Below are 16,505 nucleotides of genomic sequence, written 5' to 3' on the forward strand. Positions count from 1 at the left end.
CCATCATCAGAACGGAGACACCTCATGTACATTCCGCCCGCCTTTAGAGACGACGACATCGAGAGCATCCGCGCGACCATCCGCGCCGCCCGCCTCGCAAGCCTCGTCACGGCCACCACTGAGGGTCCGGTCGCCACGCCCTTGCCGCTCTTCCTCGACGAGAGCGAAGGCGAGCATGGTGTGCTGTATGGACATATGGCGAAGGCCAACTCGCAATGGAAGCTGCCGCCGATCGGCGATGCGCTCGCGATCTTCAGTGGTCCCGACGTCTATGTGACGCCGTCCTGGTACGCGACCAAGCAGGAGACCGGAAAGGTCGTGCCGACCTGGAATTACGTCGCCGTGCATGTCTATGGGCCGGTGGAATTCTTCCAGGAGCCGGAGCGCCTGCTCGAAGCGGTGATGCGGCTGACCAAAAAGCACGAAGGCGCGCGTGCAAAGCCGTGGGCGGTCAGTGATTCTCCTGCCGATTTCATCGCCGCGCAGTTGCGCGGGATCGTCGGCGTGCGTATCCCCGTGGTGCGGTTCGAAGGCAAGCGCAAGATGAGCCAGAACCGGCCCGACGCCGATCGCATCGGCGTCGCGCGAGGTCTCGCCGCGAGCGAGGATCATGGCGATCGCGAGGTCGCACCCTTGATCCCGCTTCCAGTCTAGTCTCCGATCTCCTTGCGCAGCCGGTGGGCGTATTCCGCGCCCCATCCGAGACCGAGCGTCACCGAGATCAACGAGCCGAGCAGTACGCCGAATTTGGCGGCGTCGAGCAATCTGTCGTCGGGAAAGGCGAGCATGGCGATGAAGATCGACATGGTGAAGCCGATGCCGGCCAAAAGCCCGATGAGGCAGACGCCGCCCCATGACACGCCCGGCGCGAGCCGGCATCCACCGGCGCGCACCGCAAGCCAGGTCGCACCGATGACGCCGATCGGTTTTCCCGCGCAGAGCGCAAGCCCGATACCGAGCGTCACGAATTGGACGCCGCCGGTGAATTCGGTAGTCCTGAGGTCGACGCCGGCATTGGCCAGCGCGAACAGCGGCATGATCGCGTAGGCGACCCAGGGATGCAGTGCCGCCTCCACGCGGATGACAGGCGGCAACAGTTCGGGCTTTGCCGAGCGGACCGGCGTGATCAAGCCGAGCACGACACCCGCTAGCGTCGGATGCACGCCGGCCATCAGGAAACCCGCCCAGACGATAAAGGCCGGCAGCACATAGGCGAACGCGGAGCCGACGCCGAGCCATTGAAATCCCAGCGCCATGAGAACACCAAGCGATGCGACGATAAAGCCGTTGAGATCGATCCCGCCGCTGTAGAGCAGCGCGATGATGAGAACTGCGATGATGTCGTCGATAATGGCCAAGGCGAGCAGGAAGACCCTGATATTGGCAGGGATTGACCGCCCGAGCAGTGCGAGCACGCCGACCGCAAAAGCGATATCTGTCGCGGTTGGTATCGCCCAGCCCTGGCTGCGGCCCGTGACATTGTTGAAGCTGAGATAGATCAGCGCTGGGACGACGACACCACCGACAGCCGCCAGCACCGGCAGAATGGCCTGGTCGAACCTGCTGAGTGCGCCCTCATGGATTTCGCGGCGGATCTCCATGCCGACGACCAGGAAGAAGACCGTCATCAACGCGTCGTTGATCCAGAAATGCAGGGATCTGACGAAGATGAAATCGCCAAGGCGAAGCGTAATCGGCAGGTTCCAGACGTCGTGATATGAATGGGCAAAGGGCGAGTTGACCCAGAGCAATGCGGCAACCGCAGCCACACACAGCACGACGCCGCTGACGGCCTCGACATGCAGGAAATGCTGGAGCGCTGTGAGTGCGCGTTCGACTGAAAGCGGGGATTGGGGCTGGTGTCTGCCGGGCAGCTGCTCATTCATGGGCGCACGCATCCTGCGTGGCGGCCCGACCATCGCTTGACCTGTCGCTGCCCAATGCAGCGAGCACCCGGCGCTGTTCTACAGTGCGCTGGGATTAAGGCAACCCCTGAACCACGCCCTGATCGCGCGCGCCTCAGACCGCGTCAACATTGTTCCGTTCGAGCTCGCGATTTCCACTGCGTCCGACGCGGAACCCGTCCCGGTCAGAAGGATTATCGCCCGCAGGTAGTACCACTGCCGGGGTGGCTCATGGCATTTGCGACGGACGTTTTGAAACTGCTGCGACTGGATGCTTCCGGCGACAAGCAGCATCTCGTGATTCGCTCTGCCGGCGGACCCGGCAAGGCGGCCGAATATTCCCTCGGCATCGAGGAGGAATATTTCCTCGCCGATCGCCGGACCCTCGAGGTTGCGATCCAGACGCCCAACGAGTTGTTCGAATCGGCGAACTGGTCGACCGGCGGCCAGGCTATGCGCGAGATGCTGCAATCCCAGCTCGAGGTCGCGACCAACGTTCACGTCGATGTCAATGACGCGCGGGAGGAGCTGAGGTTCCTTCGTCGCGAGGTCGCCAATGTCGCCGCACAGTATGGCTTCGTCATCATGGCCTGCGGCACGCACCCGACCGCCGTCTGGCGGATGTCGCAGCCGAGCCCGAAACCGCGCTACGAGGAGATGATCGAGGACCTGCGCAGCATCGGCCACCGCAACATGATGTGCGGCATGCATGTGCATGTTCAACTCCCTGATCCTGAGAAGCGGATGGCGGTGATGCGGGCGATGCTGCCGCATCTGCCGCTGTTCATCGCGCTGTCGGCATCCTCGCCGTTCTGGAATTCGCACAAGACGGGACTGAAGGGCTACCGGCTCGCGGCCTATTCCGAGCTGCCGCGTACCGGCCTGCCCGAGCTGTTCGAGAGCAAGCGCGATTACGACGATTACGTCGGCGCGTTGCAGCGCTCCGGCGTGATCCCCGATGAGAGCCACATCTGGTGGGCGATGCGGCCATCGATCAAGCACCCAACGCTGGAGCTTCGCGCGCCTGACACCTGCACCTTCGTCGACGACGCCATTGCCATCGCCTCGCTGTACCGCTGCCTGACGCGACACCTCTATCTGAGGCCGCATCTGTCGAAGGAGGTCACCGCAGTCGAACGCGCGATTGCGGTCGAGAACAAATGGCGCGCCCAGCGCTACGGCACCGACTGCATCTTTGCCTCAAAAGACGGACCGGTGACGATCTCGGAGCTGCTGTCGCGAATCATCGACGATATCACCGAGGATGCCGCCACACTGGAATGCAGCGCCGAGATCGAGCACTGCCGTACCATCGTGGCGCGCGGAAGCTCGGCCGAATTCCAGCTGCGCGCCTATCGCGAGAGCGGAGACGACATTGTGGCCGCATCGCGATGGATCGCGGCCGCGACCATAGCCGAGACGCGCATGGATGCCGGACGGCGCACGCAAGTGCCGTCATAGCGCCCGCGCAAGCTTCGCCAACGAAAACGTCTATTCCGAACTTGCTACGCCGTGGGGGAACGAATGACTGACATCACCTGGTGCGCCGGTTGCGGCCACAGCCTGGTCCCGATCCTGTCCGGGAAGGGCAAGACAACGCCAAGCTGCTTCTGGTGCGAGGGCGTCGACGCGCGGACCATGGAGATGGCGAAGTGGGCGGACAGCCCGGCCGGTAAGCCGGATCGGGCCGCGCCTCGCTCCTTTGATTGAGCCACCCTCCGCGTCAGACCCTTGCCACCAGGCGTGGGCGGAATACGGACTCGACAGTCGGGCCGGCGCAGCGACCGGCTTTCGCGTCGGCCGGCGCCGCGGAATGAAGAAGCTGTTGACGATGATCGGCTCGTTGTCGCCGAGCGCGGTTCGCTCCTTCACCAGCTTGCTCATAACCGAGCGCATCTTGATGACTTCCTGCGCCACGAAGCTGCAGTCCTCATCGCGATTGATCTGCTCATGCATGATCGCTTCGGCCTCGCGCATGCTGACGCGGAGCGCCCTGATCGTTCTGCGGATGTCGTTGATGCGGTTGTCCATGGCTGCCTCCATCTCGGTCGCAGCATAAGAACAAAACATGAACATATTGTCAATCGCCGCCTTGCGAATTGCGACGTCGCCGCCGATCCGCAAGAAGGCGCAACTGCACGCGCGCTGGCGAGGCTTGCTGACAAATTAGACAAGTCGAGCCGCACGCCCGGAAGCGCGAGTCGCTAGCACCGCGCCGGACGGTCGAACCAGGCGGGCGATCTAACCTCCCGTGCAACCACCGGATTCTTTCCTGACCGGGCTCGCCGCGTCATGGCGCCGGGCCGGTTTGCCGATCCGCAAACCAACTGGCCCAAAATTCGCAACGACGTTGCAAGCTGGCAATGGCGCAGAGCGGAGAACGTCATGAACGTGCATGCTGTGGGCGATCTCAAGACGACCGGCCTCACCCATCCGAACGGCGCGCCGCTTCGCCTCAACACCCGGGACTTTGTGGCGATCGATCGCGACCGGAATGCGAAGTTCGAAGCGACCTATCGTCCGCAGGCGCTCTACAACCGCGCCAACGAGGGCTTTCACGCCAACAACGAAACCTTCCTGCTCCACGAAGTCGCGACCAATCTGCCGATCTATCGCCCCGACACTGGCCCCACCGACTTCCATCTGCATCTGCCGCCGGGCGGCTTTCAGCTCGTGCTGGTCACCTCGGGGGCCTTCACCTTCGACTATGACGGCCGCTTCTACAATGTCGGCCCGGGCGCAGTGATGCTGCAAAGCGCGATCGTGCATCGCCAGCTGTTCTACACCTGGTCGGGTCTGTCGACCGAAGCGAATTTGAAGACGCCGCAGACGGTGCTGCCGGATCCGATCTCGATGGGCTATTCCGGCAAATTCCTCGAAGCCTTCATCACCGATCCCACCACCTTTCCGAATCCGACCATCGTCGGCCCGGACCAGATCAACGAAGCCGAGACGCCGCGCGTGGCCTGGAGCCATTCCTTGCACGATCGTCCGGCCAATGCCGGCTTCTGGCTTCAGGATCCGCTGGCGCTGGATGCGCTGTTCAAGCCGCTCAGCAACAGCACGATCAAATCGGCGCTGCCGGTTTACGTGCGCGATATCGGCATCGAGGTGCCGAGCGGCCAGCTCGTCACCGGCCACATCATCGCAACCGATCCGCGCGGCCAGTCGCTGCTGCCGAAGAGCACGTCGATCGCCGCGGACGCCAGCTGCTTTGCCAAAGGCGAGGTCGTGATCTATCGCGTCATTCGCGGCACCGCCGAATTCAAGAAGAAGGCGGGCGAGACCTTTGAACTCGCCGCCGGCGATGTCGTGACGGCGGGCAAGGACTCGATCAGCCTCGTGGGCGTTGGCGAAAACACCCAGGTGCTTCGGCTTGGCCTGCTGAAAGGCATGAACGACCTTCGCAGCTGGACGCCGACACAGCGCGACGAGATCGACGGATTGGCCGGACAGATCATCACGCAGAAGGATATCCGTCCGCTGCGCACCGAAGGCAAGCCGGTCGGATATCTCTACGCGTAAGAGCCCGCCCTACTCCGCCGCCTGGCGCACGTGGCGAGCGGTCGGCGTGCGCATCGTCACCAGCTCTTCGGCCGCGGTCGGATGCAGCGCGATGGTCGCGTCGAAATCGGCCTTGGTCGCCTTCATCTTCACGGCAATCGCGACCACCTGAGTGGTCTCGGCAGCGCAATCGCCGACGATGTGGCAGCCGAGCACGCGGTCGGTCGAACCGTCGACGACGAGCTTCATCAGCACGCGGGTGTCACGGCCTGACATCGTCGCCTTGATCGGCCGGAACGTCGTCTTGTAGATATCGACGTGGCTGAACTGTGCGCGCGCTTCGGTTTCGGTCAGACCGACGGTGCCGATTTCCGGCTGCGAGAATACCGCGGTCGGGATGTACGAGTGATCGACCTGCACCTCGCGCTTGCCGAACACGGTGTCGGCGAAGGCATGCCCCTCGCGGATGGCGACCGGCGTCAGATTGTGACGATGGGTGACGTCGCCGATCGCGTAGATGCTGTCCACCGAGCTCTTCGAGAAATGGTCGACCGCGATGCCGCCGTTCTTCGGGTTGATGGCGACGCTGGCCTTCTCCAGGCCGAGATTGGCCACCGCCGGATGACGGCCGATCGCGAACATCACCTGGTCGGAGGCGAGGCTCGATCCGTTCGACAGATGGGTGGTGAATTCCTCGCCATGGCGATCGACCTTGTTCACGGTGCAGCCGGTGAGAATGGTGATGCCCTGCTTCTCCATCTCGCTGCGCACATGTGCGCGAACATCCTCGTCAAAACCGCGAAGAATGTTGTCGCCGCGATAGATCACGGTGACGTCGGAGCCGAAGCCGGCGAAGATCCCGGCGAATTCCAGCGCAATGTAGCCGCCGCCCTGGATCACGATCCGCTTCGGCAACTTCTTCAGATGAAACGCCTCGTTGGACGAGATCACGTGCTCGATGCCGGGAATCGAGGCGCCGTGATTGGGTGCGCCGCCGGTAGCGATGAGGATGTATTTCGCGGTGATCTTCTTGTCGTCCACGAGCAGGCGGACGGTGTGCTTGTCCTCGATCACCGCGCGGCTCTTGACGATCCGCGCGCCCGATTTCTCGACATTGGTCGTGTAGGCCGCCTCCAGCCGCGCGATCTCCTTGTCCTTGTTGGCGATCAGCGTCGGCCAGTCGAAGGTCGCGGGCGGAACGGTCCAGCCGAAGCCGGCGGCGTCCTCGAGCTCATGACGGACATGCGAGCCGATCACGAACAGCTTCTTCGGCACGCAGCCGCGGATCACGCAGGTGCCGCCCATGCGGTACTCTTCCGCGATCATCACGCGGGCGCCGTGGCCGGCTGCGATGCGGGCGGCACGCACGCCGCCCGAACCGCCACCGATGACAAAGAGGTCGACGTCGAATTCAGCCATTGTCCACTCCGACCTCTTCAAACCAAGCCGCAACGCGCCTTGGGGCTTCCTGATCAGCTATCCTGTCAGATAGGTACCGTCACATTTCCTTGCCACGCTTGCGCATCTCGGCACGGAAGGCAGCCATGACGACCTCGGAGAAGTTCTGGGCCCATGCGTTCATGACCTGCATGCTGAGGCTGATGGCCTTGGGCTCGTTGGTGATCAGCTTCTGGCCGAGCGGCGACTTGTAGAACGCGACGAGATCCTTCAGCTCCTGCTCGGTGAACTCGCCGGCATAGACCCCCACCATGCCATCGCCGATCTCCTGCTCGCGACCGGCAAGCTGCTTGGCGACGATCGGGGCGAGCTCGTTGAGATCCTTCTGGTAGTTGAGGTTCTGGCCAATCAGCGTGCCTTTGACCTTCTCCACCATGCCGGGCACGGCGTTGGCATACATCGCGCTGGCGTTCTTCAGCGTCAAAATCTCCTTCGCCGCTGCAATCGCCGCCGGAGAGGGGGCCGCTCCCTGTTGCTGCGCGGTCGCAGGCACTGCCCCCAGTGCCAGCGTAAAGGCGAGGCACGCAGCGGGCACGATCTTCAAAACACTCTTCATTTCTGGTCTCCTTTCGGCTGACGCCGTTCAATCACGCGAATTCCCTCGCCACCGGCCAAAACAGCCGAGCTGGCCAAGCCGATAAACAACCCATGCTCGACCACGCCGGGGATCGCGCTCAACGCGTTGGCGAGGTGGGGCGGATCCACAATACGTCCGAGCTGGGCATCGACGATCCAGTGGCCGCCGTCGGTGACGAAAGCGTGGCCATCCTTGGCCTTGCGGACCGCCATTTGCCCGGAAACGCCGCACGCCGCAAATGCCTTCTCGATCGCGCGGCGCGTCGCGCCAAGCCCGAACGGGATGACCTCGATCGGCAGCGGAAAACGGCCGAGCGTCGGCACCCATTTGGTGTCGTCGGCAATCACGATCATGCGATCGGAGGCGGCGGCGACGATCTTCTCGCGCAGCAGCGCACCGCCGCCGCCCTTGATCAAATTGAACTCGGGGTCGATCTCGTCGGCGCCGTCGACGGTCATGTCGAGATGGTCGATCTCATCGAGCGTCGTCAGCGGCACGCCGCAGCGCTCCGCGTCGGCCCGCGTCGCCTCGGAGGTCGGCACGCCGATCACCTTGAGGCCGGCGGCGACGCGTTCGCCCAGCAGCTCGACGAAGTGTTTTGCGGTCGAGCCGGTACCGAGGCCGAGCTGCATGCCGTCACGCACCTCTTCCAGCGCGCGCGCCGCAGCCTGCCGCTTCAACTGGTCCATATTCACGTTTGCGTCCGCCTCTCAAAGTCTGGGGTGCCGCCGGTATCGTCGGTTGCGGCGGGCCTATGTAGCCTCGTTTTTCCCCGGAGAACAGGGTCTGGGAGCAGGCCTATAAGCCGATCTTATAGCGCCGCCCCTTGCACTGGCCCGGCCGGGCCGGTAGCGCTTGGACCATGACCTCCCCCGACAAGACCTGCCCCTACACACTCGTCTTCGATCTCGACGGCACGCTTGTGGATACGGCGCCCGACCTGATCACCGCGCTGAATTACGTGCTCGACCGCGAAGGCCTGCCGCCGGTGCCGATGGCCTCGGCCCGCAACATGATCGGGGCCGGCGCCCGCAAGCTGATCGAGCGGGGCCTGGAGGCCGAGGGCCGTACGGTCACGCCCGCCGACATGGACCGGATGACGGCGGATTTCATCGGCTATTACGCCGACCATATCGCGGTCGAATCGCAGCCCTTCGAAGGGCTGCTGGACGCGCTCGACCTGTTTGCGGCGCAGGGCCATCGTCTCGCGGTCTGCACCAACAAGCTGGAATGGCTGTCGAAGCGGCTCTTGGACCAGCTCGGCCTGAGCCGGCGATTCGCAGCGATCTGCGGCGCGGACACGTTTGGGGTCCAGAAGCCTGATCCGACTATTTTCCGCGAGACCGTGGCGCGGGCCGGCGGCGCGGTCAAAGCCAGCATCATGGTCGGCGACGCCGGAACCGACGTCGGCGTGGCCCGCCGCGCCGGGGTGCCTGTGATCGGGGTCAGTTTCGGCTACACGGACGTGCCGATCGCCGATCTGAAGCCGGACCGGCTGATCCATCACATGCGCGACCTGCCGGCCGCCGCCCACAGCCTGATGACGGTTTAGGCCTTAAGGCGCTGAAATCCCTACTCAATATCCGGGAACTCCGCGTTAACCATCTATTAACTATGCGCAGCCCGCCGGTTGCCTGCGGAAAACGACGCCCCTAAGGTCCGCGCGGGGTTATGTGGCGGTTCGTCGCAGTAGAAATGGATGGTCATGCGTCGTGTCATCGCGATTGCGTTAGCGGGAGCGAGCCTTGGTGGCTGCTCCTCGATGTCTTGGGACATGTTCAAATCGGCGCCGCCGACCGTCCAGGTCCGGCTCGAATCCAACCCCCCGGGGGCCGACGCCAAGACCTCGCTCGGTCCGGGCTGCAAGACCCCCTGCTCTGTCTCGGTTCCCGCGCCGGAGGCGCCGTTCACGGTCGACTACGTCCTCAATAAGTACCAGCCGACCAGCGTACCGGTAAACGTGATCAAGAATCCCGGCGATTTCACTACGCCCGCCTCGGTGACCACCGATCCGAACCCGGCGTTCGCGGAGCTTCAGCCGGCGGTGCCGCCCAAGCCGGTGAAGAATAAGCCGCACCGGCCGAAGAAGCCAAAACCCGCCGCAGTCGCGCCCGCCGATGCTGCAGCGCCCGCAGCCAGTACGCCGTTCCCCGATCCGAACGCAGGCAAGCGCTGATCCCGGCGTCAATCTGCGTATACCACCCGATTGTCCTAGCCGCGTCCGATGCTTAGATTGTGCCGACGGCACCGCTGAAGCAAAGGTGCGCCCGCCGCCGTAAGTGACAAGGCATTTGGTATGAACGGACCTTCTGCGAGCCCGAGCGCCGCGCTGTCGAGCGCGATGACCGATCCGTTCGGGCGGACCATCTCGTACTTGCGCGTCTCCGTCACCGATCGCTGCGACCTGCGCTGCTTCTATTGCATGTCGGAAGACATGACGTTCCTGCCCAAGGCTGACCTGCTCACGCTCGAGGAACTCGACCGGCTCTGTTCCGCCTTCATCGCCAAGGGCGTCAAGAAGCTGCGGCTCACCGGCGGCGAGCCGCTGGTCCGGCGCAATGTGATGTCGCTGGTGCGCTCGCTCTCGCGTCATCTGACAAGCGGCGCGCTGGGCGAGCTGACGCTGACCACAAACGGCACGCAACTCGCAAAACATGCAAAGGAGCTTGCCGATTGCGGCGTCCGCCGCATCAACGTCTCACTCGACACGCTCGATCCCAGGAAGTTTCGCGAGACCACGCGCTGGGGCGAGATCGACAAGGTGCTGGAAGGCATCGAGGCGGCGCGCGCTGCAGGGCTCGCGGTGAAGATCAACGCGGTGGCGCTGAAGAACCTCAACGAGGACGAGCTGCCCGATCTGATGCGCTGGGCCCATGGCAAGGGCATGGGGCTGACCCTGATCGAGGTGATGCCGATGGGCGAGATCGGTTCGGGCCGCATCGACCAATATCTGCCGCTGTCACTGGTGCGCGCGCGGCTCGCGCAGCAATTCACGCTGACGGATCTGGCTGAAACCACCGGCGGGCCGGCGCGCTATGTCAGCGTCGTCGAGACCGGCGGCAAGCTCGGCTTCATCACGCCGATGACCCATAATTTCTGCGAATCCTGCAACCGCGTGCGCATCACCTGCACGGGCACGCTGCACACCTGCCTCGGCCACGAGGATGCCTCCGATTTGCGCAAACCTCTGCGTGCATCTGCTGATGACATGCTGCTTGCAGCTGCGATCGACCGCGCCATCGGGCTGAAGCCCAAGGGCCACGATTTCATCATCGACCGCCGCCACGACCGCCCCAGCGTCAGCAGGCATATGAGCGTGACCGGCGGCTGAGGATCCGCCGCCCGCGGCATTATTCCCTTTAACTATCAACAAACTTCCGATTGACTGGCGGCACCGCCGCTGGTTTTGTGCGGCTGCCTTAGGCCTTCGCGGCGGGACAAGCCGACGCGCCCAGTCGGCGCAGATTCAAGACGGCCTGGCAAGAATCTGGGGAGGACCTATCGTTGCAAGCGCTCCTGAAATTGAGCCGTGGGATCGACGCGTTCACACGTTGGACGGGCAAGCGTGTGGCTTGGCTGATCCTGGTCGCCGTGATCATCTCGGCCCTCAACGCGATCGTCCGCAAGACGTTCGATACCTCATCCAATTCCTGGCTTGAGCTGCAGTGGGTGCTTTTCAGCATCGTCTTCCTGCTCGGCTCGGCATGGACTCTGCTCGACAACGAGCACATCCGGATCGACATCTTCAACAGCATGATGCCGAAAAAGGTGCGCAACATCGTCGATGTCATCGGCCACGCGTTTTTCCTGCTGCCGCTGACGGTCGTAATGATCATTACTGGTATACCGTTCTTCCAGCGCTCGTTCCAGCTCAACGAACAATCCGGCAATGCCGGCGGGCTGCCGCAATGGCCGGCAAAATCGCTGATCATGATCGGCTTCGCCTTCTTGCTGGTTCAAGCCGTTTCCGAATTGATCAAGCGGATCGCGGTGATGCGCGGGCTGATCCCCGATGCTCACGAGTCGCAGGTGAAGGCGATCGAGGCCGAGGTCGAGCACCTCGTCCAAGCGATCGAAAAGAAGTGACCGCCAGCGGCGTTTTTCGGGGGAATCTATGACCGCGTTTCTTATCGCCAATATGGCGCCGATCATGTTTGCGTCGCTGGTCGTCGTGCTGCTGCTGGGCTATCCCGCAGCGTTTTCACTCGGCGCCGTCGGCCTCATCTTCGCAGTGATCGGAATCCAGCTCGGCGAATTCCGCCCGGACTTCCTGCAAGCGCTGCCAGAGCGCGTCTACGGCGTGATGAACAACGACACGCTGCTCGCGATTCCGTTCTTCACCTTCATGGGCCTGGTGCTGGAGCGATCCGGCATGGCCGAGGACCTGCTTGACACCATCGGCCAGTTGTTCGGCACCATCCGCGGCGGCCTCGCCTACGCGGTGGTGTTCGTGGGTGCGCTGCTAGCGGCGACGACCGGCGTGGTCGCCGCGTCCGTGATCTCGATGGGCCTGATCTCGCTGCCGATCATGCTGCGCTACGGCTACGACCGGCGTATGGCCACCGGCATCATCGCCGCGTCCGGTACGCTTGCGCAGATCATTCCGCCTTCGCTCGTTCTGATCGTGATGGCCGACCAGCTCGGCAAGTCAGTCGGCGACATGTACGAAGGCGCGTTCATTCCGGGCCTGGTCCTCGCCGGGCTCTATGCAGGCTACGCGTTCCTCGTCACCCTGATCTTCCCGAAAGCCGCTCCGGGCCTGCCCAAGGAAGCGATCGGGTTCCGCGAGGAGAGTGGCGACCGGGGCCTGCGGTCACTGGGCGTGTTGTTTCTGGCGAGCTGCGTCTTCGGCTGGCTCATGATGCGGGGGTCGGAGACGCATGGAGCCGATTTCGTCGTGCTCAGCATGTTCTTCGGTATCCTGTTCGCCTTCTTCGTCGCCGTGGTGAACTGGCTCACCGCCCGATTCCTCGGCCTCCACTTCCTCTCGAAGATGGCGCAGCAGACCACCTTTGTGATGGTGCCACCGCTGTTTCTGATCTTCCTCGTGCTTGGAACGATCTTCATCGGCATCGCGACGCCGACCGAAGGCGGCGCTATGGGCGCGACCGGCGCTCTCATTCTCGGCGCCATGAAGCGGCGGCTGTCGTGGGACTTGATTCGCCAAGCCGTGGAATCCACCGCGAAGCTGTCCGCTTTCGTCGTCTTCATCCTGGTCGGCGCGCGCGTGTTCTCGCTGACCTTCTACGGCGTCAATGGCCATGTCTGGGTGGAGCATCTCCTGACCTCGCTGCCCGGCGGTCAGGTCGGCTTCCTGATCTTCGTCAACGCCTTCGTGTTCGTGCTGGCGTTCTTCCTCGACTTCTTCGAGCTCGCCTTCATCGTGATCCCGCTGCTCGGACCTGCGGCAGAGCATCTCGGCATCGACCTGATCTGGTTCGGCGTCATCCTCGGCGTCAACATGCAGACCTCGTTCATGCATCCGCCGTTCGGCTTCGCATTGTTCTATCTGCGCTCGGTTGCTCCGAAGGAGTCCTATCTCGACCGCGTCACCGGCAAGCGCATGGAGCCGGTCACGACGGGGCAGATCTATTGGGGCGCGGTCCCGTTCGTGGTCATTCAGATCATCATGGTCCTGCTGGTCATCACATTCCCGTCGATGGTGATGCACTACAAGGGGGTGCAGTCGAACATCGATCCCAACACCATCAAGATCGAGGTGCCGCAGATCGACCTGCCGCCGCTCGATTTCGGTCCGCCGCAGAAGTAGCGGCCATGGCTCTCGCCGTCATGCTCCGCCCAGGCGGAGCATGACGCGCGTGACACGCGCCGGAAACGCGGGCATACCGGGCCATCCTTCAACCCATGGACCGCCGCTTATGCCCCGATCGCGCACCGCTCCATCGCTCGCTCGTCCGTTGCTCGCCTCGCTCTGGCTGGTTTGTGCCGCGACCGTAGCGCGTGCCGAGCCGGCGGCTGACATTCAAGCGCTGGCGCAAAAGGAGCAGCAGCCGCTGCTCGACACGCTGCGCGATCTGGTCAGCATCGAATCCGGCAGCAAGGACGTCGAGGGCCTGAACGTGATCGCAGGCCGCGTCGCCGACCAGCTCAGGCAGCTCGGCGGCACGGTGGAGATCCTGCAACCCACCGACATCTATCGCCTCGACGATACGCCCGAGACGATCGGCCCGGCCGTGCACGCCGTGTTCAAGGGCACCGGCAGCAAGAAGATCATGCTGATCGCCCATATGGATACGGTGTACCTGAAGGGCATGCTGAAGGATCAGCCGTTCCGCATCGACGGCGACAAGGCCTACGGCCTCGGCATTGCCGACGACAAGCAGGGCGTCGCGCTCATTCTCCACACTGTGGCGATGCTGCAGAAGCTGAACTTCAAGGACTATGGTACGCTCACGGTGCTCACCAATGGCGACGAGGAGATCTCCTCGCCCGGCTGGCGCAGCACCATCACCAAATTCGCCGCCGACCAGGACGTGGTGTTTTCGTTCGAGGGCGGCGGCACCGACGGCACGCTGCGGCTCGCTACCAGCGGCATCGGCTCGGCCTATCTGACGGTGACCGGCAAGTCCTCGCATGCCGGCGCGCGGCCCGAGGGCGGCATCAATGCGCTCTACGAGCTGTCGCACCAGGTGCTGCAGATGAAGGACCTGTCAAAGCCCGAACAGGGCCTGAAGCTGAACTGGACAGTGTCCAAGGCCGGTACCAACCGCAACGTGATCCCGGCCGAGGCATCGGCCCAGGCCGATGCGCGCGCGCTCAAGGTGTCGGATTTCGACGAGCTGGAGAAGGCGCTGCAGGACAAGATCAAGAACCGCCTGCTGCCGGATTCCAAGGTGGCGCTGAAATTCGAGGTGCGCCGCCCGCCGCTGGAGGCCAACGACGCCTCGCGCCAAGTGGCGGCCTACGGCAAGACGATCTATCAGGAGCTCGGGATGCCGCTCAAGGTCGACGAGAAGGCGACCGGCGGCGGCACCGACGCCGCCTTTGCCGCGCTCAAGACCAGAGGCGCCGTGGTCGAAGGCATGGGCCTGTCGGGCTTCGGCGCGCATTCCAACGATGCCGAATATGTGAAGCTCGACACCATCGTGCCGCGTCTCTACCTGACCACGCGCATGATCATGGATTTGTCGACCGGAAAGCTGAAATAGTCGACACTTTCTTCCTTCTCACCTTGTGGAAGAAGTCAATCGAACTCGCCGACGTTCGGATCGTCCCCTCGCCGAACACGGGCCAAGTCGTCACGGCCCGTACTGCGGGGCCGGCTTCTGGTTGAAGTCGTGCTCGTCGGGGACGCAAGTAAAGCTCGCCGCATCGTTGGCGCTGCCGCTTCCATTGTACTTCGCGATCTTGGGGAATACGCAAAGCGGCCGCGTCATCTGCACGTTGGGCGGAGTGTCGTTGACATATTTGGTCGCGATGACCGCATCCGGCACTGTGCCGTGCTCGACCCAGTTCACGAGCGATGGAAGGAGAGCGAAGGAGTTGGGACCGGGTCCGCCGCCGCAGTGATGCATGCCGGGGACCATGTAAAGCCGGGCATAGCTCTGGGTCCTCTCCAGCGCGGATCGCCTGCCGCCCCTCTCATCGAACCGCACCTCCTCGACACCATGCCGCGGATGCTCGAAATCGTGCCTGTCGTGCTCCACGAGCGCATTGAAATAGTTGATGCTGACTTGCGACGGAACACCCTGGTCGGCCCAACCGTGGTACATGATCAGCTTGCCGCCATGTGCGCGGAACGCACTGAGATCGGTGCTGTTGGCATTCATAGGCTCTGCGAGCTGGTCGTCCACGGCTTTGAGATCGCGGTGAATGTCGAAGTTCGTATAGTTGATGGCGCTCCCCGGCTGGCCGAAGCTTGGACCGAACACCCAATACAAGGGGCCGTCAGAGAGCGGCTCCGGAAGCAGCTGCTTTCCCATGATGCCGAGAGCGTTGACGTCTTCAATCTCGGTGCCGCGCGAATACGCGGGAGAGACCACATCGCCGTTCACGGGGTCGATGACGCCTGCGTAGTAACTCTGCATCCTCGTGACCTGCTCAGCGGTCAGGCACGCCGGCGGGAGGTTACCGCCCGTACATTGCAGAACCTTTGGATCGAAATGGCAGTCGCGCGGATCCGACAGGAATTGGTCGGTCTTGACGCCGCCATCCCGGCCGGCGCAATGCGCCAGCACTGCCTTGTTGATCAATGACATCTGGCCGGCCTGCATGAGCCTTCCGGGAGTTGCATGCGCGACCTGCCACCCGTGAGGCGTTCCTGCATACGAGCGTGAGCGATTGAAGGGCGCTGCGCCGGCCATGATGCCGTCGTAGTCGTCAGGATAGCGCTGCGCCTCCATCAACGCGTTCTGACCGCCGGTCGAGCAACCGAAGAAATAGCTCTTGTCGGCGTTCCGTTGATAAAACGCCGCGGTGATCGCCTTGCCCTGCACCGTCATCAGGTGAATCGCCCGATGGCCGAAATCCGTGATCCGTTCCGGGTGCCCATAGAGACCAGCGGTCGGATTGGCCGGCTCCCGCAACGCAATTGCGAGCGTGTTGCCCTGATTGCCGTTGGAACCGCAGAAGTAGTCGGTGCACCCCGAGACCCCGGTGCCGAGACCGGTGTTGGCGACCGCATATCCGGCTTTGAGGCGCAAGGCGAGACCGCCGTAGTCGATGAAGCCGCCGAACCCGCCACTTCCGAGGCCGAGAAATCGTCCGCCCCATGTGCTTTCCGGCAGCCAGACCTCGATCTTGATCGACGAGTCGGTCGTGGGCGCAATCGTCGCCGTGACGCGACAAAACGTCGGCAATCCCGTGAGGTACTGCGCCGGATTGGTGCCTGGAATGGCGAAAACGCCGGAAATGACATCGGTCGCCGACGTGATGGTCGTCTGTTCAAGAGCGAGCGTTTGCAAGCTTGTGCACTGCGTCGCCATGGCGGGCGTGCAAGCAGCCGCGACAAGAACACCTGCGGCCGCACCGATGAGACATAGACGATGCATGATCTGTCTTCCCCAAAATGTTTTCATTCCAGTTGCACCAAGCAGGCGCAC

Annotated in this window: 15 protein-coding genes; 9 read left to right on the forward strand and 6 right to left on the reverse strand. The window is 63.3% G+C overall.

The window, feature by feature from the left end; translation table 11 throughout:
* Positions 1–24 precede the first annotated feature (24 nt).
* Complete coding sequence (locus JJC00_RS24475; RefSeq protein ID WP_200468461.1) at positions 25–654, forward strand: FMN-binding negative transcriptional regulator; 630 nt, start codon at positions 25–27, stop codon at positions 652–654.
* On the opposite strand, the gene nhaA is transcribed toward JJC00_RS24475, so the two are convergent.
* Positions 651–1,886: a Na+/H+ antiporter NhaA gene (gene nhaA, locus JJC00_RS24480; protein ID WP_200468462.1), complete on the reverse strand. Its 1,236-nt coding sequence runs from the start codon at positions 1,884–1,886 to the stop codon at positions 651–653. The two genes, JJC00_RS24475 and nhaA, sit on opposite strands and share 4 nt — an antisense overlap.
* Positions 1,887–2,135: 249 nt before the next feature.
* Here nhaA and JJC00_RS24485 point away from each other — a divergent pair, with 249 nt between their 5' ends.
* Positions 2,136–3,365: a carboxylate-amine ligase gene (locus tag JJC00_RS24485; RefSeq protein ID WP_200468463.1), complete on the forward strand. Its 1,230-nt coding sequence runs from the start codon at positions 2,136–2,138 to the stop codon at positions 3,363–3,365.
* A 30-nt stretch (positions 3,366–3,395) separates the two neighbouring features.
* On the opposite strand, the gene JJC00_RS39000 is transcribed toward JJC00_RS24485, so the two are convergent.
* Complete coding sequence (locus JJC00_RS39000; protein WP_246773896.1) at positions 3,396–3,935, reverse strand: hypothetical protein; 540 nt, start codon at positions 3,933–3,935, stop codon at positions 3,396–3,398.
* A gap of 354 nt (positions 3,936–4,289) precedes the next feature.
* Between JJC00_RS39000 and JJC00_RS24495 the strand changes: the two genes are divergently transcribed.
* Positions 4,290–5,429 (forward strand): hypothetical protein, encoded by a 1,140-nt coding sequence (locus tag JJC00_RS24495; protein ID WP_200468464.1) that lies wholly within the window; start codon positions 4,290–4,292, stop codon positions 5,427–5,429.
* A 9-nt stretch (positions 5,430–5,438) separates the two neighbouring features.
* Here JJC00_RS24495 and gor read toward each other — a convergent pair whose 3' ends face one another.
* The 3 genes from gor to rpiA all read right to left on the reverse strand — a co-directional run bounded on the left by gor (position 5,439) and on the right by rpiA (position 8,138).
* Entirely contained in the window at positions 5,439–6,827 is a 1,389-nt protein-coding gene (gor, locus tag JJC00_RS24500) for a glutathione-disulfide reductase (protein ID WP_200468465.1), read from the reverse strand.
* Between the two features lie 79 nt (positions 6,828–6,906).
* Positions 6,907–7,422 (reverse strand): DUF2059 domain-containing protein, encoded by a 516-nt coding sequence (locus tag JJC00_RS24505; RefSeq protein WP_200468466.1) that lies wholly within the window; start codon positions 7,420–7,422, stop codon positions 6,907–6,909.
* Positions 7,419–8,138: a ribose-5-phosphate isomerase RpiA gene (rpiA, locus tag JJC00_RS24510; protein WP_200468467.1), complete on the reverse strand. Its 720-nt coding sequence runs from the start codon at positions 8,136–8,138 to the stop codon at positions 7,419–7,421. Before rpiA ends, JJC00_RS24505 begins: the two co-directional genes overlap by 4 nt.
* A 167-nt stretch (positions 8,139–8,305) precedes the next feature.
* Between rpiA and JJC00_RS24515 the strand changes: the two genes are divergently transcribed.
* The 6 genes from JJC00_RS24515 to JJC00_RS24540 all read left to right on the forward strand — a co-directional run bounded on the left by JJC00_RS24515 (position 8,306) and on the right by JJC00_RS24540 (position 14,612).
* The gene (locus JJC00_RS24515; RefSeq protein WP_200468468.1) at positions 8,306–8,995 is read left to right on the forward strand and encodes an HAD-IA family hydrolase; all 690 of its coding nucleotides are present in this window, start codon (positions 8,306–8,308) and stop codon (positions 8,993–8,995) included.
* A 153-nt stretch (positions 8,996–9,148) separates the two neighbouring features.
* Entirely contained in the window at positions 9,149–9,619 is a 471-nt protein-coding gene (locus JJC00_RS24520; RefSeq protein WP_200474220.1) for a hypothetical protein, read from the forward strand.
* 120 nt (positions 9,620–9,739) lie between these two features.
* Positions 9,740–10,774: a GTP 3',8-cyclase MoaA gene (moaA, locus tag JJC00_RS24525; protein ID WP_200468469.1), complete on the forward strand. Its 1,035-nt coding sequence runs from the start codon at positions 9,740–9,742 to the stop codon at positions 10,772–10,774.
* A gap of 173 nt (positions 10,775–10,947) precedes the next feature.
* A complete protein-coding gene (locus JJC00_RS24530; protein ID WP_200468470.1) occupies positions 10,948–11,529 on the forward strand; it encodes a TRAP transporter small permease subunit in 582 nt (193 codons plus the stop codon).
* Between the two features lie 28 nt (positions 11,530–11,557).
* Positions 11,558–13,213, forward strand: a complete 1,656-nt coding sequence (locus tag JJC00_RS24535; protein ID WP_200468471.1) for a TRAP transporter large permease — start codon at positions 11,558–11,560, stop codon at positions 13,211–13,213.
* 109 nt (positions 13,214–13,322) lie between these two features.
* Positions 13,323–14,612 (forward strand): M20/M25/M40 family metallo-hydrolase, encoded by a 1,290-nt coding sequence (locus JJC00_RS24540; protein WP_200468472.1) that lies wholly within the window; start codon positions 13,323–13,325, stop codon positions 14,610–14,612.
* 90 nt (positions 14,613–14,702) lie between these two features.
* On the opposite strand, the gene JJC00_RS24545 is transcribed toward JJC00_RS24540, so the two are convergent.
* Entirely contained in the window at positions 14,703–16,367 is a 1,665-nt protein-coding gene (locus JJC00_RS24545) for a tannase/feruloyl esterase family alpha/beta hydrolase (protein ID WP_200468473.1), read from the reverse strand.
* Positions 16,368–16,505: the final 138 nt, after the last annotated feature.

The organism is Bradyrhizobium diazoefficiens (assembly GCF_016616885.1).
In the GTDB taxonomy this organism is placed as follows: Bacteria; Pseudomonadota; Alphaproteobacteria; order Rhizobiales; family Xanthobacteraceae; genus Bradyrhizobium; species Bradyrhizobium diazoefficiens_F.